Raw genomic sequence first — 21,558 nt, forward strand, 5'->3', positions numbered from 1 at the left:
ATTTAAAAAAGCAACAAACAATACGAAAACAACCAAATTAATAAAGCTGCAACAGCTATCTGTTGCAGCTTTATCTATTTAACAACAAAACTTAAACGCCTTGCTGTTGATATTGCACATTGTGTAATCTAGCAAATATACCGCCTTTTCCGATTAATTCCTCATGCGTACCTTCCTCAGCAATCCCCTCTTCTGTGACAACCATTATGCGGTCAGCACTTTGAATCGTTGCAAGCCTATGGGCTATAATTAAGGTTGTACGGTTTTTTGCAAGTTCATTTAATGCTCTTTGTATGATTCTTTCTGTCTCTGTATCTAAGGCAGAAGTTGCCTCATCTAGTATTAAAATTGGTGGGTTTTTCAAGAACATTCGTGCAATAGCAATTCGCTGTTTTTGTCCTCCTGAGAGCTTTAGTCCGCGTTCACCAATTTGAGTCTCATAACCCAATGGAAGTGAATGAATAAACTCTTCTAGATGGGCCTTTTTTGCGGCCTCGACGATTTCCTCTTCTGTCGCGTCTAACTTTCCATATGCAATATTTTCCCGTAATGTACCTGTAAAAAGAAATACATCCTGTTGAACAATACCAATATGAGAACGTAGTGATTGTTTCGTCATTTGACGAATATCAATGCCATCAATTAATATTCTTCCTTCATTCACATCGTAGAATCGCGGAATTAATGAGCAAATCGTTGTCTTCCCTGCACCAGATGGTCCAACAAAAGCAACGGTCTCTCCCGCATGAATGTTTAAGTCAATTCCCTGAAGCACTGGTTTATGCTCATCATATCTAAACGTTACATTATCAAACTGGATATCGCCGTTGAGATATGGAACCTCCTTAGCACCTTTAACATCCTGTACTTCTGGCTCCTGATCAATTAGGTCGATAAAACGCTTGAATCCTGCCATTCCCTTCGGATAAAGCTCCATAATCGCACTGATTTTATCCACCGGTTTAAAAAGAACATTCACATATAAAATAAAGGAAACAAGTTCTCCATATGTTAAATGATGATTAAAGCTAAGCCATGCACCATAGATTAAAACGACGAGTGTGATCAGCCTAGTCATCATGTAAATTCCTGAATTGGTAAATGACATTACCTTATAACCTGTTAGCTTTGCCTTTCTAAATCGACGGTTATTCGTTGTAAATCGAGAAATTTCATAGTTTTCATTTGTAAAAGATTGTACAACTCTTACTCCTGATACACTATCCTCCACACGTGCGTTTACATCTGCTATCTCGCCATACATTCGTTTCCAAGCTTTATTCATTTTTAGATTACACACCGTAATCAACCAGACTAAGAATGGTAGAATGATAATGGTCACTAATGCTAACTTAACATTAATTCCCAACATAATCCAAAATGCTCCCACAAATGTCATTATTGCAATAAACATATCCTCTGGACCATGATGGGCTAGTTCACCGATATCGAATAAATCATTCGTAATTCGACTCATAATATGTCCTGTTTTTGTATTATCGAAAAAGCGAAATGATTGTTTTTGTACATGTTGGAACAATTGCTGTCTCATATCTGTTTCAATATTAATCCCCAGCTTATGCCCCCAATAATTTACTATATATTGTAAAAAAGTACTCATAATATACAGTACAAGCAATCCAGCACCTACTGATACAATGGTTGACCAATTCCCATCTGGTAGTAAGCTATCAATAAACCACTGTACAGCAAGCGGAAACCCTAATTCTAATAAAGCAACTACTACTGCACTACAAAAATCGATAGTGAATAATTTTTTATGCGGCAAGTAGTAAGAAAAAAATCTGCGTAACATGCTGCACCCCCATTTATTTCATTCGTCTTTAGCGATTATAAATTTTAAATGGAAATGTCGCAATCAAAATGTTCGAAAGAGAAAAATATAGCTCGAATCAATTTCCCTAAATATTCTGATTTCACAACGAATTATGGTAGAATTATTACTATGGGGGTGTAAAGAATTGAAAAAGAACTTCGTTTTTATTCCGATCATCTTTGTCCTTGCACTTGTTTTATCCTTTATTTTTTCAGAAAAAGATCCATCTAAAACAGAAAAAGCTATTCAACCAGTTAATGAGAAATTTGAGCTAACAGAAAAAGAAAAGAACAAAATATTACTTGATATTAGAAAAGCTTGCAGCAAACTAATCAATTTAGTTTCTAGTAAAGATACTACTACCGAAGACTATGATAGCATTCTACCTAATTATTTTGATGAATCCTTCCTTGCTACTTTCAAAGAACAAATATTAGAAAAAGTTAAAAATGAAAATAACATTGTAGATAAACAATTCCTTACCTTGCCTCTGAACCTCGAAGAATATCCATCCTACACAATTATATCGAACAATAAAGTTAAAGTGATTTGGAGCAAAGTACCATTCCCATCAAACCCCAATCAACTAGCAACAATTGAAATTACTCTTATTAAACAAGATGACCAATGGAAAATAATTGATTGGTACAGCATCCTTGAAAAATGACGGGCAAACAGAAAACGGCGGGTGTCCTCACCCGCTTACTCCGAATTTTGTTTCCGTGCTAATACCGATTTAATCGCTTGTTCAATTTCTTGATATCCAGTACAGCGGCAAATATTCGACTCTAGCCATTCTTGAATCATTTCATCAGATGCATCTGGATGTTGCTCAATTAAGGATTGGCAATTCATAATAAAGCCTGGAGTACAGTACCCACATTGAAAAGCAAACTGTTCAATAAATGCTTGTTGAATAGGTGTATTTTCTAAGCCTTCAATGGTTGTGATCTCTTTATCTACCCCCTCCACACCGAGCATTAGGCAGGATTTCATTGGCCATCCATCGACATGAACGGTGCATGCACCACAATCTCCATTTAAGCAGCCCGGCTTTGCCCCTGTTAGTCCTAATCTGTTTCGTAAAACATTAAGAAGCGTTTCCGACGTTCGAATATTGACCTCCCGTCTTTCCCCGTTTACTTTTAAAGACATCGAAACCAATGACACTTGCCTCACTCCTTCCCTAACTCTTGTAAAATATCAATCAAGGTATTTTTTAAAACAAATAGACGATATTCTGCCGATCCCTCTACATCATTTAATATGGGAGATGGGAGTCTTTCGACTGCACCGTTTATTTTTTCCTCCATTGATAAATCACTGTGATTAAGCAATTCTTCTATTTCAAAGGCCCGAAAAGGAAAGGGACATAATCCGCTTATTGCTAATCTAATGGCTCCATCCACCTTTAGCGCTGCAGCAGTTAGTAACGGATAGCCTGTATTCCATTGTTTACGCCGCTTAATACTAATCGATGGAGCTTCTACAAATTTTTGATCGGTGCTCACTTGAATAAGAAAATCACCTTCATTTAAACATAAGCACTTCGAGAAAATTTCATGTATCGGGAAGATTTTCATTCCATCATGCATGGCAACCACCATTAAGCTATCAGATAATAGAAAGGGGAGTACGGCTTCCCGATAAAAAATCTGTGCACAAATATTCCCACCTAATGTAATTTTTGTCCGTGCTGTATGGTCGGCAATTTCACTAGCCGTCTTAGATAGTAGAGGAAATGGATTAGCTTCTTCAATTTGTACAAGGGATAGTCCTGCACCAAGGATCAGACGGCTTTCACTTTTAAAGAGCACATGGTATTCAGGAATTCCTTTTAAATCAATGACAGCATCGGTATAAACCCAATTTACTCTCCCAAGAGTAATGATCTCGGTTCCTCCTGAAAAATACATTGGTTTTCTTCCGGCATGCTTTAATGTTTGATATATAGTGAGGGCTTCCTGGATGGATGTAGGACGATAATAATCAAAATCATATGGAATCATTTAAATTCCCCTCCTTTGTTCTCCAAAGTAATTCAGGAACAAGGGGGAGTTGGTGCAATGAAACTCCAGCTGCTACTGACAAACAGTTTCCAAGAGCTGCGGGCATCCCTAATATTCCATGCTCACCTACTCCACGTAAGCCAAAGGGTGAATCTAGCTGTGGTGTTTCAATAAAATCTACACGGTACTCAGGATTCTCACCGTAATGAATAGGGCGGTACGTTCTTAATTGCGGATTCAATACCCTCCCTAGTTCATCAAAAATAAACGTTTCGCGTCCTGCATAGGCAAGGCCCATGTTCATAGCTCCTATTACTTGACCTTTTGCGGTTTTTTCATTTAATACTCTTCCTAAATCAACCACTGTACTCGCTTGGATAATCTTATAAGTGTAATCCCTACGATCAAATTCTACTTCGACAACTGAAGCGCAAACCGTCCATTCCGGTCCTGGTTTTCCAGCACCTGTTTCCTTATCAATATACGTCATTCTACGTAAAATATAGTTTCCTTTACCGATGATTTGACCACCTATAGCATTTCCATTTGGATACGTATACCCATATACAATCTCTTGGAAGGCCAACCCTACCTTTGGATCATCTCTTAAAAACACACGAGAATTAGCGACAACTAAATCCTCTGGGGAGCATCTAAGTACACAGGAAGCGACATCTTTTAGTTGTCTTTCTACATCTGCTGCAGCTTCTAATAATGCTCTCCCTGCCATAAATGTTCCTCTACTTGCAACAGTTTTCCAATGCTCAGGTGTTGTCTGAGTGTCTACTTCCATTCGCACATGAATTTGATCCACACTCATCTGTAACCTTTCAGCAAGCATTTGGGCGAGAACAGTTTTGGTTCCAGTACCAATTTCAATAACACCTGAAATTAAATTAATACTCCCATCTGAATTAAAGGTTAGAATGACACCTGAGCTTGCATTCGTATCAATAGTTGACGTTTTCCAGCCACAACTTGCTCCTTTTACACGAACAAAACGATCGTTTATTTCAATAATCTGTCCTTCATCCCAATTAGATAATTGCTTCACACGTTCAATGCATTTTCTTAAATTCCCTACAGTACTTTGATTCAGCTCCACCTGAGTAGGAGTTGTATCCCCAGGAAGAATGGCATTAGTATAACGTAATTCAAAAGGATCCATTTGTAATTTTTCTGCCAACAGATCCATTGTGCGTTCAAATGCAAATAAAAGCTCAGAATGACTAAATCCTCGAAATGGAGCTGCATAAGGATGGTTTGTGTAAAGACAGTATGAATCACACCAAATATTCTCAATATGATATGGACCGGTACAATCGACTGCGGCTGCTCTACTTAAATCAATCGATTTATCCGAATAGGCCCCACCATCAAATAAGAAAGTAATTTCAGCAGCAGTCAGCCTTCCTTCGTTTGTACAACCTAGTTTAACTTTTGCTTCTAAACCGATATGGCATGGTGCTGTCAACATATCTTGTTCTCTTGAATATCTTATTTTGACAGGCCTACCACCAACCGCTTTTGAAGCAAGATAGGCAAGAATTTCTACTTGGGTAGAGGCCTTGCCTCCGTAACCACCACCAACTAATGGAGTTTTCACAATAATTTTGCCAAGTTCCTCATTAAAATAATTGCTAATCAACTTTTTGACCATAAATGGTGCTTGAGAGGTTGTCGAAATAATGATCTTTCCATCAGGTTTTATTTCTGCAGTTGCACACCGTGTCTCCATAGCAGCGTGGTCAGAAGGTTTAAGGGAAAAACTCCCCTCAACGGTTAAGTCACTCTGGTTCCAGCCCTCTTCGATATTCCCTTTACGAATCTTTTGCAGGCTAGCAATATTGGTCCCTGGTACCGGATAAACAGCGGGAATCTTTTCATAACTCCCTAGGTTTTCATGTATAATTGGCGCATCTTCTTGCATCGCTTCACTCGGTGAGTTAACAACTGGCAAAGGATCATATTGAATGTTAATTAATTCGGCGGCATGTTTGGCTATCATTAAAGTATCTGCTACGACTACAGCTACTACCTCCCCATGGTAGCGAACTTTATCAACTGCTATTGGTGGGCGGTCTTTCATTTCCTCACCTACTAGTGGAAAACGCTCACCGGCAATGACCGCTCGTACCCCCTGAACTTTTCTAGCACGAGCAGCATCAATTTTCATTATTTTTGCATGACCTAGTGGACTGATAACTAGGGCTCCATGAAGCATGTTAGAAGTGGTGTAATCATTTATATATTTTGCTTTTCCTGTTACCTTTTCTATTGCATCCTTCCGCGTTATCCCCTTTCCAAGCACATTCAATTCTCATCCCTCCCCATTGTGAGTTTCCGAATTAATGAATAATCCTCCTCATTATCAACATCCATGAAGGGCACCTCATCATTAAACTCGATACATACTTTCCTTTTACTTTTCTTTAGCAATTGCCTCGCTCCAATATCCCCCTCTAGCTCTAGTAGTTTTGGAAAGACTTGATAGGAAAAAAGGATAGGTGGTCTAGAAATTCCATTAAAGGAGGATGCAACAACTTCCAAGTCCCTATTTGATGTATAAGTATGAATTAGTTGATGAATGATTTGTCGGGAAATTAATGGCTGGTCTGCAAGAAACACGATTACAGCATCCGCTTCCATACTCATGGCCTTCATAACTCCACATCTTAAGGAGTAGGCCTGCCCATGTTCAGCCTCTGTACATAAAAAAGAACACCACTTCTTATTCAACAAAAGAGGTGGTGTAATCCACGATGGCACCTCAGACGTTGGAGTGATTACAATGGTAAAATCCAGATCTGTTTGCATGATCGTCTTCAAAGCGATACTGCCTAGGTAATCATCTAATAAAGGTAGGTCAAGCTTATTCTTCCCCATTCTACTGCTCCTGCCAGCAGCAAGGTAAATACCAATAATTCTGCTTTTACTCATTGAATCTCCTTGGATTCCGGAGAGCTTTTATCATCTCAGCTACTATACTTATGGCAATTTCCTCCGCTCCCTTTGATCCAATTGAGATTCCAACTGGGGAAGAGATCCAATCTGGAATGTCATTATGATCCAATAGACGTTTCGTTCTTTCTTTTGGTCCCAATATCCCTAGATAGGATAGGTTTTTATCGATCAAAATAGATAGGAGTTCTTTATCCTTTTGAAAATCATGAGTCATCAAAACCACAAAATCTCCATTCTTTATATCTAGCTTTTCATCTATTTCACGCGGGAAACATACAATCAAACTGCTTGCAAAAGGGAAATTTACTTTATTACAATAATGCGGCCGCCAATCACAGATAATCACTTCAAAGCCCACCTGAGCAGCAAAGTTTTCCAAAGGTCTTGCATCAAAGCCTGCTCCGAAAACAATAACTCGTGGTCTCGGCATATAATGATGGCTAAATATTGGAAGTAAATCTTCAGTATAGAATAGTCCACTCTTATTAGGAAAAACAGGTAAATCCGTTAGATAGGACAAATCACCAAATGCAGCTCCATCCTGAGGAATATAGCTATTGGATAGTAGTTTAAAATCCTTATCAAATCGTTTTAAATGAAAAACAGATTGCCCTTTATCCAAATAATACTTTACTTGCATCAAATCGTTTCTTAACGGTTCTTTCAACGGTTCTAATAATATATGCATGATTCCATTGCAGCCTGCCCCTTGGCCCCAGATTATATCGGATTCCCCTCTAAGGTCATAGATTAACAGTTTTGACTCCCCTTGCTTCCAAACTTGCTTTACATGACATTTAACATCCTCTTCTAGACATCCTGCGCTTAACATCCCAATTTGTTCCCCATTTTCTTCAATAAGCATACAGGAACCTTCCTTTTTATATGAAGATCCTTCAACATGAATAATAGTTGCCAGAACACTGCTCTCTTTCAAAAAAGGAAGTTTTAATAATATTGGTAAAATGTCCTCCATACATTCACCACTTTCCTGTGTACTATATAAAAGTATATTCATCTGGGATAAGAGATTAGAAGTGAATCATGAAGAACTACCGTTTAAAAATTCCTTCGTTTCTTGAAATAGTGACACATGATATTGCCAATTGATTAACTCCATTGGTATGGATATAATCATAGAGTCATTTGTCACAATAGGGGAATTACTACTTATATTGCTCGCGCTCTCACTAAACAGCTTCATTTGATTTGCCCATGAAGCTTTGTCCTGGTCTGTCATCGTACCTGCCTTTCCCCATTCTTTGAATGTTTCTGTTACATTCGATAAATATAAATAACCTTTACTAATGTTTTTTGTTTTTTGATGTAAAATCTTTACTACTTCCCCTTTCTTCGAACAAAAAGGAAAGTAGCTAAAAGCCTTTGAAGTTTGATTTAAATCCATTTGCATTTTATCAAGATACTGATAATCTTTTTTTAACTGATTTTGAAATTCCATTCCTTTGACAGGGTCACATCCACCTTTTATCCAGTTCGAAAATTCAATGAACATTCCTGTTAAATTATTGCTGTAATTGTTACATGCATTTGTAGCCTTTTTTATACCTGAAGATGGAAAAACATAAACTTTCACTAAAATAGCTACAATCGCCCCAATCAATGTATCCTTGATCCGATCCCAGGCATAGCCACTAGATTGTTGCTCTAGAGCTAACACTAATAGAATCGACAAGGCTACTTGCTCGATAATCACCTTATTTAATTTCATCCATTTAGCTATGAATGATCCTCCTAAAATAAAAATCCCTAAGGTAAAACCATTTACTTGAACATATTTTACTAACAAAACAATTAATATGATGCCAATCACTGTACCAACGAAACGATAAAATGAAAATAGAATGGTTTTCTCTAGAGTTGTTTTAATACACAAAATAATCGTCAATGGGGCTAAATAAGGATGCTGCGAACCTGTAAATTTGGCTATCTCCCATGATAATGCAGAGGCAATCGCAATTTTCCAAATCATCATTGATTGATTTTCAAAGACTGAATTCTCCTTCTTCTGCTTCATATCTCCCATCCTTTTCAATCGTTCATAGCGTTTTTGTTCCCTCATTTTTTTATGCTCGATTCTCAAATATAGTGGTTATTTAAGTAAAGTTTTAACTAATAAATATCACCTGAAGATCGTTATACCTTTCATTTTAATGCGAAAAGAACTTGCAATCTCCATAAGAACCTGGTGTAAAAGCCGGCAGTTGAGCTCTTACATAAGCAACGAACTATATGAAAACAGCATTTAATTAAGAGTTTATTCACTGCATACATACTTTTCACGAAATACTTGGTTCATATTCGACATAAAAAAAATATTTTAGTCATATTACAAAAATGTTACACATAGTAGTTAAAGAAAAAATTGTATTCTCGCAATCTGCAAAAATGGAGATGGATGCACGAGCAGGATTGTAGAAAATGGGAATACCTCATACTACTTAATTAATAGATTTGGGGATACGAGGTGAGAAGGAAATATGCAGGATGCATTGCTAAAAGTAGAAGGACTAAAAACTTATTTCTATTTAGACGACAAGAAAATTGCTAAAGCAGTAGACGGGATTGACTTTTCTATTTATCCAGGCGAAACTGTTGCTCTCGTTGGAGAATCCGGAAGTGGGAAAAGCATCACATCCCTTTCAATTATGCAGTTAATTAATAAACCAGGAAAAATCAAAGAGGGCACAGTTATATTTAACGGAGAAAACCTACTAAACTTTTCGGACAAACAAATGGCGAAAATTAGGGGCAATGACCTTGCAATGATTTTTCAGGAGCCAATGACAGCTTTAAATCCGGTATTCACGATCGGCAATCAAATCGTGGAAACCTTAATCAAACACAAAAAATTAACAAAAAAACAAGCTTATAGTAAAGCGATCGAAATATTGAAAATGGTCGGATTCCCCAGGGCGGAGGAAACCATTAAAGAGTATCCTCACCAATTATCAGGGGGAATGCGCCAGCGAGCAATGATTGCAATCGCCATGTCATGCGATCCTAAATTACTGATTGCAGACGAGCCTACAACTGCATTAGATGTGACTATCCAAGCACAAATTTTAGATCTAATGAATGAAATGAAGAAAAAATTCAATACGGCCATACTTTTAATTACTCATGATCTTGGAGTGGTGGCGGAGTATGCAGATCGAGTTATGGTGATGTACGGTGGACAAATTGTGGAGGATACAACGGTTGAAAAATTATTTTCTAATCCACAGCATCCATATACAATTGGCCTACTTGAAAGCTTACCAAGTATTGATAAAGAGGTAAAAAGACTAGGTGCGATTAAAGGAACCGTGCCACCTTCCTATAACTTTCCAAAAGGCTGCCGTTTTTCCGATCGATGTCCGAAAGTTATGGAAAAATGCAAGGAAGCTCTGCCGCAGCTACAAACAACAGAATCTGGACATGATGTTCGTTGTTATATCTATGAATAAGGAGGAAGTTTATGTGCAATTAGACAATGTTAAAGAAAGACAAGTAGAAACAGACACATACCTATTACAAGCTAAAAATATTAAAAAGTACTTCCCAATTAAGGGAGGAATTTTAAAATCAACTGTTGGTCATGTAAAAGCTGTAGATGGAGTTTCTCTTAACATTAAAAAAGGAGAGACACTTGGAATTGTTGGGGAATCCGGTTCAGGAAAATCCACACTTGGAAGAGTCATCCTCCGCCTACATGAACCAACAGAGGGACAAATCATCTTTGAAAACCAAGACATTTCCCATTTAAAGAATCGGAGGCTTCGACCATTTAGAAAAGATATGCAAATTGTTTTTCAAGACCCTTTTGCCTCATTGAATTCAAAAATGAGTGTAGCTGAATTAATTGAGGAGCCTCTTGTGGTACAAACATCGCTAAATAAAAAGGAACGAAAAGACAAAGCAATTGAACTGCTTGAAAAGGTTGGGCTGCGTCCCGAAGATCGCCTGAAATATCCTCATGAATTTTCCGGAGGTCAAAGGCAACGAATAAGTATTGCCCGTGCTCTCGCCCTAAAACCAAAATTTGTTATTTGTGATGAGCCTGTCTCTGCATTGGATGTATCTATACAGGCACAGGTACTAAATTTAATGTCTGATCTTCAAGATGAATTTGACTTAACCTATTTATTTATCTCACACGATCTAAGTGTTGTAAAGCATATTAGCGATCGTGTAGCTGTCATGTATCTTGGCCGAATCGTAGAAATAGCTGAAAAAAAGGAGTTATACGAGGAACCGTTACATCCATATACACAAGCACTTCTATCCTCTGCACCAACAACAAATATCCACATAAGACGTGAAAAAATAACTTTAAAAGGAGATCTCCCTAGCCCATCCAATCCACCGTCCGGATGTGCGTTCCGAACCAGATGCCCACATGCTTTTGAAAAATGTGCGATAGAAAGACCTGAACTATCTACCATGACCACCAATCACTTTGTAGCCTGCCATCTTTACTCAGAAAAATAAAATGAGTGGTTCAAAGGAGGTGATGCACAGAGATTCACATTTGAAGTCCTAGTTTTCTTTAAAGATAAAAAGGGGTGAAAAAATTTGAAAACAAAAAAAGGCTTTCTTCTCAGTTTAATCTTCATTCTTTCATTAAGTATGTTCCTTGCAGCTTGTAAAGGTGGGGGAGATAGTACCAAAAAAGGGGAAAACGAAAAAGGGTCTGACAACCCTTCTGAAGAAACAGGGAAAGCACAAATGGGCGGGACGATTACTGGGGCAATGGATACGGCTCCTGCCGGTGTATTTAATCCTATATTCTACACAGATGCATATGAAAGTAACATTCTGTCATTTACACATGAAAGTCTAGTCACGCAAAATGAAAAACTCGAATTTTTGCCATCATTGGCAAAGGAATGGAAATTTAATGATGATCAAACTGAAGTAACGTTTACCTTACAGGATAATGTTAAATGGCATGATGGCAAGCCATTCACAGCAAATGATGTTGTTTTCACTTACAAATCGATTGCTAGCCCTGGCTATGTTGAAGCCGGCGGAGTTCGTACCGAATATGTTGAAAAACTTTTAGGATACGAGGATTTCAATTCAGGGAAAACAGATCAATTTGAAGGTGTAGTTGCCCAAGATGAGCATACAGTTACCTTTAAGTTTAGTGAACCGAATGTAACAGCTCTTGATAATGCTAGCTTCCCGATTATTCCTGAACATATTTTTAAAGATATCCCTATAAAAGATATGCCAAAAGCTGGTGCCACGCTCAATGCGGGAGAGGTGATTGGAACAGGACCATTTAAATTTACAAAAATGATTGAAGGAGAACAATACATTCTAGAAAAGAACAAAGATTATTGGCAAGGTGAGCCATACCTTGATCAAATTGTTTGGAAGGTTGTCAATCAATCAGTTATTGTCGGTATGCTTGAAACAGGAGAACTCGACTTCGTAGCTGATCCAAATGGCTTCCAACCAGCGGATTATGACTCCATTAGTGCATTGGATAATATTGAAATTATTGAGCAGCCAAAGTTTGGATACCAGCTAATGGGCTTCATGGTAAACCATCGTACGCCTGAAGATGTAAAAGCCGGTGTGATTAAACCTGAGAATTGGGTCCCTAATAAAAAGATTGCAGACAAACGGGTGCGCCAAGCAATAGCTTATGCCGTTGATCGAGAAGGATTAATTAAAGCATTACTTCATGGGCGTGGAGCGGTTATTAATGCACCGATAGCTACTCAATTCTCCGCTTATGACGGCGAAAAACCAAACCAATATAAATTTAATGTTGAAGAGGCTAAAAAATTATTGGATGAAGCAGGATATGTTGATAAAGATAATGATGGCTTCCGTGAAGACCCAGACGGAAAAAAATGGGTTCTCACATTAAATTATCCAACAGGAAATGAGCTTCGTATGCGTTCTGCACCAATTATTCAAGAAATGTTAGAGGCTGTAGGAATCAAAATAGATCTTCGTCAGCCAATTGAATTCTCTACGTATTCTGATGTTCTTGAAAAAGATAGTGATGATTGGGATCTTTATTTACTTGGCTGGAGCCTAAGCAGTACAGATCCAGATCCAAGCGGCCTATGGGGCTCCAAAGCTGCCTACAATTATGGTCGTTGGAATAACAAGGAATCCGACGAACTAATGAAAAAGGCGGTACAACCACCAGAAGCATTCGATCAAGCCTATCGCGATCAAGTGTATAGTGACTGGCAAGTACTATTCCAGGATGATTTACCAGCATTAATCTTATATGCACAAAATACATTATGGGGGTATAACAAGCGGTTACAAAATGTTAAACCTCTACCATACTCCATGTATAATGATACACATTTATGGTGGGTGTCATCTAAATAACTTTAATAAAATCTATGGATAACGGGAATGTCTCAGGGAATAGAGATTTTACCATTCATGAGATATTCCCGTCCTTTCCAAGAACGGAGGGGACCTATGACAACATACATTATTCGTAGGATACTCGTTTTTATTCCAATGCTACTCGGCTTAACAATCATTGTCTTTGCTCTCATCCAAGCAGCACCTGGCGATCCCTTTTCTGGTAGAATGGTCGATCCTAGAATTGATCCAAAAGTCTTTGAGCAGCAAAGGCAGGCCCTTGGTTTAGACGACCCAATCCATGTACAATACTGGAAATGGCTCACATCAGTTGCCAAGGGGGACTTAGGTCAATCTTACACATATAATGGCAGAGATGTTTCCGAATTAATCGGTGATCGAATAGGTAATACATTTAGTTTAGGACTGTTTTCTCTAATAATTACATTAATCGTCTCCATTCCAATTGGCATCTATTCAGCAAAAAAGCCCTATTCTTTACTTGATTATGGAGCTACAACCTTTGGATTCTTTGGTTTAGCTGTTCCAAATTTCTTTTTTGGACTAGTTGCTATATACGTCTTATCGATTACTCTAGGTTGGTTTCCATCCCAGGGAACTGTATCAACACCAGGGCTGACTGGTTTAGAGTTATTTTTTGATAAGCTTCACCATCTCTTCTTACCAGGAATCACACTTGGTTTAGCAGGAACAGCTGCCTATATGCGTTATATGCGATCGGAGGTACTAGATGTATTAGGGAAAGACTATATTCGGACTGCAAGGGCAAAAGGGATGAGCGAACGAAATGTCCTTTATAAACATACTCTTCGCAATGCACTGATACCAATTATTACTCTTATGGGATTTGAAATAGGAGGTATATTGAGCGGAGCAGTTATTACCGAAGGAGTTTTCCAATTCCCTGGACTTGGTCAATTATTTTTAAGGGCAATAGGAAGCCGCGATTACCCTGTCATTATGGCGATCAATTTATTATTAGGTTTCTTTATACTTTTCGGAAATTTATTGGCAGATATTTTTTATAGTATCGTCGATCCAAGAATTCGCTATGATTAGGAGGGGAAAAGAATGGATACTAAAACGAATCTTACTTTTGATTCGAACCCTGAAGTCAATTCTAAGAGAAAAATTAAAGGGAAGAGTCCTTTTCAGCTAGCCCTCCGAAGATTTATGAAAAACAAACTTGCAATGGCCGGGCTGATTATTTTGTTTCTTATAGTCGTCGCTATTATCTTTGCTCCATTATTAACAAATCAACCTCCTACTAAATCAAATCTGCTCCTAATTGAACAGCCACCAAGCGCCGATCATCCTTTAGGGACAGATAGCTCTGGAAGAGATAATTTTTCCCGTCTTTTATATGGTGGACGAATTTCTATGATTGTCGGATTTAGTGCCATGTTTTGTACTCTTATCATAGGGGTAACACTTGGTTCAATTGCAGGATACTATAGAGGCATCGTCGATGGGATCATTATGCGAATTGCCGATTTGATTCTCATGCTTCCTTTTCTTGTTCTCGTCTTAACCATTGTAGCCATTTTGCAAAAAGTCACCATTGGAATCTTCGTAGGTATTATTGCTATTACTTCTTGGCCCAACCTGGCAAGGATTATTCGCGGAACCTTTCTTTCACTTCGCGAACAAGAATTTGTCCTAGGAGCAAAAGCAATTGGGGCCAGTGATTTTCGAATTATCTTTAAGCATTTTATTCCAAACGCCATCGGACCTATTGTCGTAAATGCTACACTCATGATGGCAACAATGATCATTGTTGAATCCGCTCTTAGCTTTATCGGCTTTGGTATTCCACAGCCCACACCTACTTGGGGTAATATGATTTCTGAAGCTCAAAGCTTACGTATTTTACGCAATAGCCCAGAAGCATGGATTCCTCCTGGACTCGCAATCCTATTAACTGTTCTTTGTATAAACTTTATTGGCGATGGCCTTCGTGATGCCTTCGATCCAAAAAGTAATAATCGTTAGGGACACAGGGTCAGGTCCCTTGTCCCACTAAATGTGGAAAAGAACCGGCCCTGTGTTTTTTTATTCACTTTCAATAAGACTATTCAATGAAACCTCTTCTTCCATTTCTGGTTGACCCAAAGGATAGATTCGAGCGGTTTCATTTTTTTCGTCAACACGCTGAATATAGATTGGCTTGCCATTATAAGTAACATTAACCATTCTAGGAGACTCAGCAATTTCTTGTGCCCGTTGTTTATTCAATTGAATATACCTCCTTTAATTTATTCTTACCGTTTGCTATTTGAAAGAAAGATATACATCTCTTCTGATTCTATTGTGAATAAAATCCAAACTCTCGCTCATACTGAAATTAAAAATATGAAAGAGGGATATGGATGGCAAACCTTGGACTACTTATTATTCGTTTAGTGGTAGGTCTTACATTTGTGGGACATGGTGCACAAAAACTATTTGGTTGGTTCGGTGGTACGGGTGCGACTAAAACCGGTGAATGGCTGGAATCAATTGGAATAAAACCTGGTGGTACTATTTGGGCAATCTGTGCAGGGTTATTTGAGCTAGTAGGGGGATTATTATTTAGTGCGGGTGTACTCACCCCAATAGGCGCAGCGCTAATTGCCATTATTATGATTGATGCCATTGTATCTGTTCATGGTCGTAATGGGTACTGGCTTACCAATAATGGGTTTGAGTATAATTTTGTTCTTATCGCTGTAGTCATTGGAGTAGCATTAATTGGACCAGGTGACTATGTTTTATTCTATCGTCCTTAAACTGGAAACTAAAAAAGCAGGTCACCAAAACCTGCTTTAAGCCTTTTTTATTGTTGGTCTTTCATATATTCTATGGTTTGCCTTAATCCATCCCTATAAGAAGTTCGTGGAACAGGACCAATTTTATTTTCATATTTTTGTCCACTTAATACAACTGGTTCCTGATTTAAATAATACATTTCTACCACTTCACGCATCATTGGATTAAATAGCCCGAGCATACGTATCATTGACTTTGTAACCGTTATTACACGTTTATCATAGCTGGTCAATTCGCGCAGAGTTTCCATAATCTCTTTCCCAGTAATCACACTATGTCCTGGAATATTCCAGCTCTCCCCATAGGCATCTTCACGGAAAGCAAGCTCAACGATGGCTTTCGCCCCATCTGGTGTATAAATATACTCTCTTGCAATCCGTTGATTTCCTACAAACATCGATGATTGATTAGCTACAACCTTTTCCAGAGTAACGTGCAGAAGAGTATTTTCTGCGTTCGGGCCATAAAAATCTGGAAAATGGGCAATAAATGCCTGAGCATTGGATTCCCTTATCATGTTCTCCACATTCAGACGGATCCTACCCTTTTTAGTATGTGGGTTTTTAGGTGCATTCTCAGAAGCTTTCTCACCATTGCTTCTCCCATATGCATAAATATTATCTACCACCGCTAGCTTAATTCCCCTGGTCTCCGAAACGTTGATAACTTGTTGAATAAACGTAGCAAGCCTTTCTTCCCATTCTGGATATGGAATATTTGCTGCTTGAAAAATGATATCTACACCAGTAGCTGCTTTAAACAAATCATCTAAATTAAAAATATCACCTGTAAATATTGTGATGCCTTGCTGATTTTGAAATAATTTTTCTAGCTTGCTTCTTGTACGAGCAAAGGCTACAACATGAACCCCTCTGCTAATTAATTCGTTTACTATTGAATACCCCATACCGCCTGATGCCCCTAATACCAAAGCCTTTTTCATAAAAAATTCCTCCCACCACTTTTTTGACCACCGTTCAAATAAAACTAAAAAAAATTATAGCATTGCTTTTAACAAGAAATTAACATGTAAATGAGCTAATTCCCTCACATCTTCAAAACTAGTGACATGCCGAAGATAATGTGTAACAAACCCATGAAGAGATAGAAAGATGCTCCAAATTTCTTGGATAGTTGTTTGACGCCCACATAACATATGGACTGTTTGAGCAAATTTCTCATAGCTTTTATTTGGCCCCTCATTAATAAAGTTAATGACTTCCTCTTCTTTAATTAAAAACATGATTTCATAGTGACTTTGATAGGTCAAACCAAATTCGATAAAGCCTAGCATCACCTTTTTTAATTTTTCTAATGTATCAAGCTCCTCCTCCAAGATACGATCAAGTACTTGATCTAACATATGAAAGTGCTCTTCTACTAACGCATAAAACAGCTCTGCTTTATTTTTAAAATGATAATAAATCGCTCCATGGCTATACCCTAATTCTTTGGCCACTTGCCTCATAGAAACATGTTGATAACCTTTCGTTATGAATAACTCTCTTGCTGCATTCATAATCATTTCCCGCGAAAGTTCATGCTGGACAGATTTTCTTGGTGACATGATTTCCTCCTTATTAACCACTGTTCAATTAAATATTATGTAAAATGGCATCAATTGTCAATTGTTTTTTTAATATAGGTTGAAGACCGTTGCTCCCCCTTCATTTCACTGAGTAAAAAGAGCTATAATCTTCATAAGAATTACCAGGACGTGTAATAGGCTGCCGGAGGGCATTTACACAAGCACGAAACTCTACGAAAACAATCTTAATAAAAAACGTCTATTAACTAAAATAGACGTTTTAGCTCAATAATCACTTTAAATAAATCTCCATCTACCCCAATATCCATGCTTCCTTCATGTAGATCAACGATGGATTTAGAAATGGCAAGACCTAATCCAGAACCTTCTGTATGTCGAGATTGATCTCCACGTTTAAATCGTTCGAATAATTCATCTGTATGTTTTCCTAACTCATATTTTGATACATTCTTAAAAATGATCATCACATGTTCATTAGTCGATTCAATTGATATATATACCCTTGTATTTTCTAAGGCATATTTCAGTATATTTCCAATTAAATTATCGAACACCCGCCAAATTTTTTGTCCATCTACATGAGCATATACCGGTTCCTTCGGTGTAGAAATTCTAAATTGCAAACTTGATTGATTCATTTGCTCGTCATACTCACCAAGTGCCTGCTCTAGTAATTGCACCATATCAACTTGCTTCTTGACAAGCTCAATATTGCCACTGGCTATTTTCGAAGCTTCAAATAAATCATCAATTAAAACTTTTAACCTTTTAGATTTACGGTCAATTATCCCTATATAAGCTTCTCTTTCTTCCTCCCCTAATTCCTTTGACTTTAATAGTTCCGTATAGGTAATAATAGATGTTAAGGGAGTTCGTAAATCATGACTTACATTCGTTATAAGCTCTGTCTTTAGTCGCTCACTCTTAGCTTGTTCCTTCTTTGAGGTTTTAACCCCATGCTTTAAATGATTAATATTTTCCGCTAGCTTTGCTATGGATGATTTTCCGCCAATGGCGAGATCTGGTTCAAGATTCCCCTTTGCTAATTCCGAAGTATATTTAAGAATCCGATTAAAAGAACCTGCCTGTTTAATCACAATGATAAATATCAATATTGTTAGAAGTAAGTAAATAATGACTAATTCTGGCTCGGTCCCCGCAATAGCTGATATAGGTATAAATGAAAAAAGAGCGGCGAAAAGAATAAGCACCTGGGTACCTATACTTCTAAGTAAGAAAGCTTCCTTTAAAGCGAAGTATAGTCGAAAAAGTATACTTTTTTTCATATCTACTTTTAAATTTTCTACATCCATTATTCTGCGATACATGAATGCCATCTGTATAAGTACAAGAAAAGTAAGGATTACAGCTATAATAAAATTGAATAAATAGGAGTCTATCGGAAATCCCTCGCTCAAATAAAGTCTACTTATGATTCCAATAATTACACTTTCATACATAGTCAGGAATATTAATATAAACAAACCAATATCAATCGGTACTTTTTGATAATATCTTTGAAGCCTTGTAAGGGAAGGATATGGACTTAATTTTTTCATTAGTAAGAGGCCAAAAAATAATGTGACCATTCCACCCATTATATAGTAATAAAAGGCCATTTGTTGTTGCGGGTATTGTTGATAGTTGGCAATGACAGAAATATCCTCTGGCGCGGAAACAAGTACACCAATCCTACCTTCTAATAATTTAGGATCTCCATCTATCTCATTTTGGAAGTTATTCACCACTAGCTCTGTTCCATCCAAACGGGAGTACTCTTGAATATACTTCATATCAGGCTTTGTAAATTCGGAATCAATAAAGCTTTCATTGCTAGAATATAAATTAGTGTAAACCTCATTCGTATTTATATCCCTTAGATAGAACTTAAATACCTTCTTTAAATCATACAGTTCTGATAATTCCTTTTCCTTAATCCAATCATCTTCAACGTCTTCACCATGATAGATCTCATATTTTCCCAATTCATGAATGAAGGACTCCATTTCATCCGCAAATTGATCTGTATCAAAATAGGTTTTAAAAAGATATTCATGCCCACGGTCCAGTAATAATCCAATGCTTGTCAATCCGAAAGTAAACAAAAGCAAAGCAATAATAAAACCAAAGGTTCTACCTTTCCATTTTGTAGCCAATCCCCCACACCACCTTTATGTATCTTGGATTCTTCGGATCAATTTCAATTTTTTCTCGAATTTTACGGATATGAACAGCTACTGTATTTTCCGCATTAAACCCAGGCTCCTTCCAAACCCGCTCATAAATTTCAGATATAGAAAAAACTCGACCTGCATTCTTCATTAATAATTCAACAATTCGATATTCAATAGGTGTGAACTTCACTAATTCTCCATCGACAGTCACTTCCTTTGCAACTGGATCTAGAGTTAGTCCGTCTAATTCAATTACTTTCCTAGCTCCCTCATAAGAACCGAACTTTACATACCTTCGTAGCTGTGATTTCACCCTAGCAATTAACTCTAAAGGATTGAATGGTTTGGTAATATAATCATCGGCTCCAATTTGCAATCCTAATATTTTATCGGTATCTTCACTTTTAGCACTTAATATAATAATGGGAATGTCCTTTTTCTCACGAATTTTAAATGTCGCCGCTATACCATCCATTCTAGGCATCATGACATCTAGTAAAATTAAATGAATATCGTACTCATTTAACTTTTCAATTGCCTCCAACCCATCCTTCGCTTTGATCACAGTGATCCCTTCGTTTTTTAAATAAATTTCAATTACATCACGAATTTCTATTTCATCATCAACAACTAATACACGATATGTATCCACCAGCTACTCCCCCACCTATTTATTCGTGTTATCTATAGTATAAAACCCAATTCTTAACAATCAGCTAATTAAAAAATGAAGAATTTCTTAAGATTCCATAGCTTTGGAAAGGATGGAATAATTTATATCTATTACTATATTAACTTTCCCTAATAGAAAAGGTAGTAAATTTTTACACTCTAAACTTCCAAACCAATCATTTCCATCTATTGCTGATTTTTTGCTATGATATGTCTAAATAAACGAAGGAGATGAGTATATGATCAAACAAGTTCGTTTAGGTAAAACAGATTTATATGTTAATCCAATTGGTCTTGGTACAAATGCTGTAGGAGGACATAATATTTACCCCAATTTAATCGAGGAAACCGGTAAAGATGTGGTAAGAGCTGCTATTTCTAATGGAATCAATTTCTTAGACACAGCCTATATTTACGGACCAGAACGTTCTGAAGAATTAATCGGCGAGGTTTTAGAAGAAACAGGAAATCGGAAAGAAATCATCATTGCTACTAAAGGGGCACATAAGTTAGTAGACGGAAAGATAATATTCGATAATTCTCCTGCTTTTTTAAAAAATGAAGTTGAAAAAAGCCTTAGACGATTAAAGACTGATTATATTGATCTATACTATATTCACTTTCCTGATGATAAAACCCCTAAAGATGAAGCGGTTGGCGCTTTAAAGGAACTAAAGGACCAAGGGAAAATTCGAGCAATTGGGGTTTCTAACTTTTCAATCGAGCAATTAAAGGAAGCCAATAAAGATGGATATGTAGATGTACTGCAATCAGAATATAACCTATTTAAACGTGAGGCGGAAAAAGAGCTATTACCGTATACGAAAGAGAAGAATATTTCATTTGTTCCTTATTTCCCACTTGCAGCTGGGCTATTAGGTGGAAAATATACAAAGGAAACAACGTTTAAAGATGGACGTTCTAAAAATCCTTTATTCCAAGGTGATGCATTTATTCAGAACTTAGAAAAAGTAGAGCTCGTTCGTGAAATGGCTTTAAAGAAAGAAGCGGAAGTTGCTCATGTCGTACTTGCTTGGTACTTAACACGTGATTCAATTGATGCACTAATCCCTGGAGCAAAACAGCCCGATCAAGTAAAGAGAAATCTGGCTACCTTAGCTGTCCATTTAACTCCAGAAGAAATAAAGCAAATCGATGAAATTTTTCAAGCTTAATCAA

Annotated in this window: 20 protein-coding genes; 8 read left to right on the forward strand and 12 right to left on the reverse strand. The window is 37.3% G+C overall.

What is annotated here, in order from left to right; genetic code table 11:
- Positions 1-91: 91 nt before the first annotated feature.
- Positions 92-1,816, reverse strand: coding sequence for an ABC transporter ATP-binding protein (locus tag NST63_RS25745; protein WP_212945004.1), 1,725 nt, complete (start codon positions 1,814-1,816; stop codon positions 92-94).
- Between the two features lie 166 nt (positions 1,817-1,982).
- On the opposite strand from NST63_RS25745, the gene NST63_RS25750 reads away from it, so the two are divergent.
- Positions 1,983-2,504, forward strand: a complete 522-nt coding sequence (locus NST63_RS25750) for a hypothetical protein (protein WP_212945003.1) — start codon at positions 1,983-1,985, stop codon at positions 2,502-2,504.
- A gap of 35 nt (positions 2,505-2,539) precedes the next feature.
- Here NST63_RS25750 and NST63_RS25755 read toward each other — a convergent pair whose 3' ends face one another.
- From NST63_RS25755 to NST63_RS25780, 6 genes are all read right to left on the reverse strand, one after another.
- On the reverse strand, positions 2,540-2,992 hold the full coding sequence (locus NST63_RS25755; RefSeq protein WP_212945142.1) for a (2Fe-2S)-binding protein: 453 nt from the start codon (positions 2,990-2,992) through the stop codon (positions 2,540-2,542).
- Between the two features lie 20 nt (positions 2,993-3,012).
- Complete coding sequence (locus NST63_RS25760) at positions 3,013-3,846, reverse strand: FAD binding domain-containing protein (protein WP_212945002.1); 834 nt, start codon at positions 3,844-3,846, stop codon at positions 3,013-3,015.
- Positions 3,833-6,163, reverse strand: coding sequence for a xanthine dehydrogenase family protein molybdopterin-binding subunit (locus NST63_RS25765; RefSeq protein WP_341044071.1), 2,331 nt, complete (start codon positions 6,161-6,163; stop codon positions 3,833-3,835). Before NST63_RS25765 ends, NST63_RS25760 begins: the two co-directional genes overlap by 14 nt.
- On the reverse strand, positions 6,160-6,786 hold the full coding sequence (locus NST63_RS25770; RefSeq protein ID WP_212945000.1) for a nucleotidyltransferase family protein: 627 nt from the start codon (positions 6,784-6,786) through the stop codon (positions 6,160-6,162). The genes NST63_RS25765 and NST63_RS25770 overlap by 4 nt, the downstream gene beginning before the upstream one ends.
- On the reverse strand, positions 6,779-7,786 hold the full coding sequence (locus NST63_RS25775; RefSeq protein ID WP_212944999.1) for an XdhC family protein: 1,008 nt from the start codon (positions 7,784-7,786) through the stop codon (positions 6,779-6,781). Before NST63_RS25775 ends, NST63_RS25770 begins: the two co-directional genes overlap by 8 nt.
- A gap of 66 nt (positions 7,787-7,852) precedes the next feature.
- Positions 7,853-8,845 (reverse strand): FUSC family protein, encoded by a 993-nt coding sequence (locus NST63_RS25780; protein ID WP_212944998.1) that lies wholly within the window; start codon positions 8,843-8,845, stop codon positions 7,853-7,855.
- Positions 8,846-9,308: 463 nt separating this feature from the next.
- On the opposite strand from NST63_RS25780, the gene NST63_RS25785 reads away from it, so the two are divergent.
- The 5 genes from NST63_RS25785 (at position 9,309) to opp4C (ending at position 15,168) form a co-directional block, all read left to right on the forward strand.
- Positions 9,309-10,277, forward strand: a complete 969-nt coding sequence (locus tag NST63_RS25785; protein WP_212944997.1) for an ABC transporter ATP-binding protein — start codon at positions 9,309-9,311, stop codon at positions 10,275-10,277.
- Between the two features lie 13 nt (positions 10,278-10,290).
- Complete coding sequence (locus NST63_RS25790; protein ID WP_242598253.1) at positions 10,291-11,301, forward strand: ABC transporter ATP-binding protein; 1,011 nt, start codon at positions 10,291-10,293, stop codon at positions 11,299-11,301.
- An 84-nt stretch (positions 11,302-11,385) separates the two neighbouring features.
- A complete protein-coding gene (locus NST63_RS25795) occupies positions 11,386-13,173 on the forward strand; it encodes a peptide-binding protein (RefSeq protein WP_306420382.1) in 1,788 nt (595 codons plus the stop codon).
- Between the two features lie 96 nt (positions 13,174-13,269).
- Complete coding sequence (locus NST63_RS25800) at positions 13,270-14,235, forward strand: ABC transporter permease (protein WP_058006140.1); 966 nt, start codon at positions 13,270-13,272, stop codon at positions 14,233-14,235.
- Positions 14,236-14,247: 12 nt separating this feature from the next.
- The gene (gene opp4C, locus NST63_RS25805; RefSeq protein WP_071976341.1) at positions 14,248-15,168 is read left to right on the forward strand and encodes an oligopeptide ABC transporter permease; all 921 of its coding nucleotides are present in this window, start codon (positions 14,248-14,250) and stop codon (positions 15,166-15,168) included.
- Between the two features lie 60 nt (positions 15,169-15,228).
- Here opp4C and NST63_RS25810 read toward each other — a convergent pair whose 3' ends face one another.
- Positions 15,229-15,411, reverse strand: coding sequence for a small acid-soluble spore protein H (locus tag NST63_RS25810; protein WP_212944995.1), 183 nt, complete (start codon positions 15,409-15,411; stop codon positions 15,229-15,231).
- 134 nt (positions 15,412-15,545) lie between these two features.
- Here NST63_RS25810 and NST63_RS25815 point away from each other — a divergent pair, with 134 nt between their 5' ends.
- Complete coding sequence (locus tag NST63_RS25815) at positions 15,546-15,944, forward strand: DoxX family protein (protein ID WP_058006137.1); 399 nt, start codon at positions 15,546-15,548, stop codon at positions 15,942-15,944.
- 47 nt (positions 15,945-15,991) lie between these two features.
- On the opposite strand, the gene NST63_RS25820 is transcribed toward NST63_RS25815, so the two are convergent.
- The 4 genes from NST63_RS25820 to NST63_RS25835 all read right to left on the reverse strand — a co-directional run bounded on the left by NST63_RS25820 (position 15,992) and on the right by NST63_RS25835 (position 20,359).
- Positions 15,992-16,927: an SDR family NAD(P)-dependent oxidoreductase gene (locus tag NST63_RS25820; RefSeq protein ID WP_212944994.1), complete on the reverse strand. Its 936-nt coding sequence runs from the start codon at positions 16,925-16,927 to the stop codon at positions 15,992-15,994.
- Positions 16,928-16,981: 54 nt separating this feature from the next.
- The gene (locus NST63_RS25825) at positions 16,982-17,551 is read right to left on the reverse strand and encodes a TetR/AcrR family transcriptional regulator (protein ID WP_212944993.1); all 570 of its coding nucleotides are present in this window, start codon (positions 17,549-17,551) and stop codon (positions 16,982-16,984) included.
- 227 nt (positions 17,552-17,778) lie between these two features.
- Positions 17,779-19,689 carry a sensor histidine kinase gene (locus NST63_RS25830; RefSeq protein WP_341044073.1) on the reverse strand — a complete coding sequence of 637 codons (1,911 nt, stop codon included), beginning with the start codon at positions 19,687-19,689 and terminating at the stop codon, positions 17,779-17,781.
- Positions 19,667-20,359, reverse strand: coding sequence for a response regulator transcription factor (locus tag NST63_RS25835; RefSeq protein WP_071976336.1), 693 nt, complete (start codon positions 20,357-20,359; stop codon positions 19,667-19,669). Before NST63_RS25835 ends, NST63_RS25830 begins: the two co-directional genes overlap by 23 nt.
- A gap of 259 nt (positions 20,360-20,618) precedes the next feature.
- On the opposite strand from NST63_RS25835, the gene NST63_RS25840 reads away from it, so the two are divergent.
- Positions 20,619-21,554: an aldo/keto reductase gene (locus NST63_RS25840; RefSeq protein WP_341044074.1), complete on the forward strand. Its 936-nt coding sequence runs from the start codon at positions 20,619-20,621 to the stop codon at positions 21,552-21,554.
- Positions 21,555-21,558: the final 4 nt, after the last annotated feature.

The organism is Heyndrickxia sp. FSL W8-0496 (assembly GCF_038007825.1).
In the GTDB taxonomy this organism is placed as follows: Bacteria; Bacillota; Bacilli; order Bacillales; family Bacillaceae_C; genus Heyndrickxia; species Heyndrickxia oleronia.

Bases quoted from the DNA above. Each gene is read 5' to 3' on its own strand.
- NST63_RS25840 (WP_341044074.1), top strand. From the start codon at position 20,619: ATGATCAAACAAGTTCGTTTAGGTAAAACAGATTTATATGTTAATCCA.
- NST63_RS25815 (WP_058006137.1), top strand. From the start codon at position 15,546: ATGGCAAACCTTGGACTACTTATTATTCGTTTAGTGGTAGGTCTTACA.
- NST63_RS25745 (WP_212945004.1), bottom strand. From the start codon at position 1,816: ATGTTACGCAGATTTTTTTCTTACTACTTGCCGCATAAAAAATTATTC.
- NST63_RS25760 (WP_212945002.1), bottom strand. From the start codon at position 3,846: ATGATTCCATATGATTTTGATTATTATCGTCCTACATCCATCCAGGAA.
- NST63_RS25785 (WP_212944997.1), top strand. From the start codon at position 9,309: ATGCAGGATGCATTGCTAAAAGTAGAAGGACTAAAAACTTATTTCTAT.
- NST63_RS25770 (WP_212945000.1), bottom strand. From the start codon at position 6,786: ATGAGTAAAAGCAGAATTATTGGTATTTACCTTGCTGCTGGCAGGAGC.
- NST63_RS25755 (WP_212945142.1), bottom strand. From the start codon at position 2,992: ATGTCTTTAAAAGTAAACGGGGAAAGACGGGAGGTCAATATTCGAACG.
- NST63_RS25820 (WP_212944994.1), bottom strand. From the start codon at position 16,927: ATGAAAAAGGCTTTGGTATTAGGGGCATCAGGCGGTATGGGGTATTCA.
- opp4C (WP_071976341.1), top strand. From the start codon at position 14,248: ATGGATACTAAAACGAATCTTACTTTTGATTCGAACCCTGAAGTCAAT.
- NST63_RS25800 (WP_058006140.1), top strand. From the start codon at position 13,270: ATGACAACATACATTATTCGTAGGATACTCGTTTTTATTCCAATGCTA.
- NST63_RS25780 (WP_212944998.1), bottom strand. From the start codon at position 8,845: ATGAAGCAGAAGAAGGAGAATTCAGTCTTTGAAAATCAATCAATGATG.
- NST63_RS25825 (WP_212944993.1), bottom strand. From the start codon at position 17,551: ATGTCACCAAGAAAATCTGTCCAGCATGAACTTTCGCGGGAAATGATT.
- NST63_RS25775 (WP_212944999.1), bottom strand. From the start codon at position 7,786: ATGGAGGACATTTTACCAATATTATTAAAACTTCCTTTTTTGAAAGAG.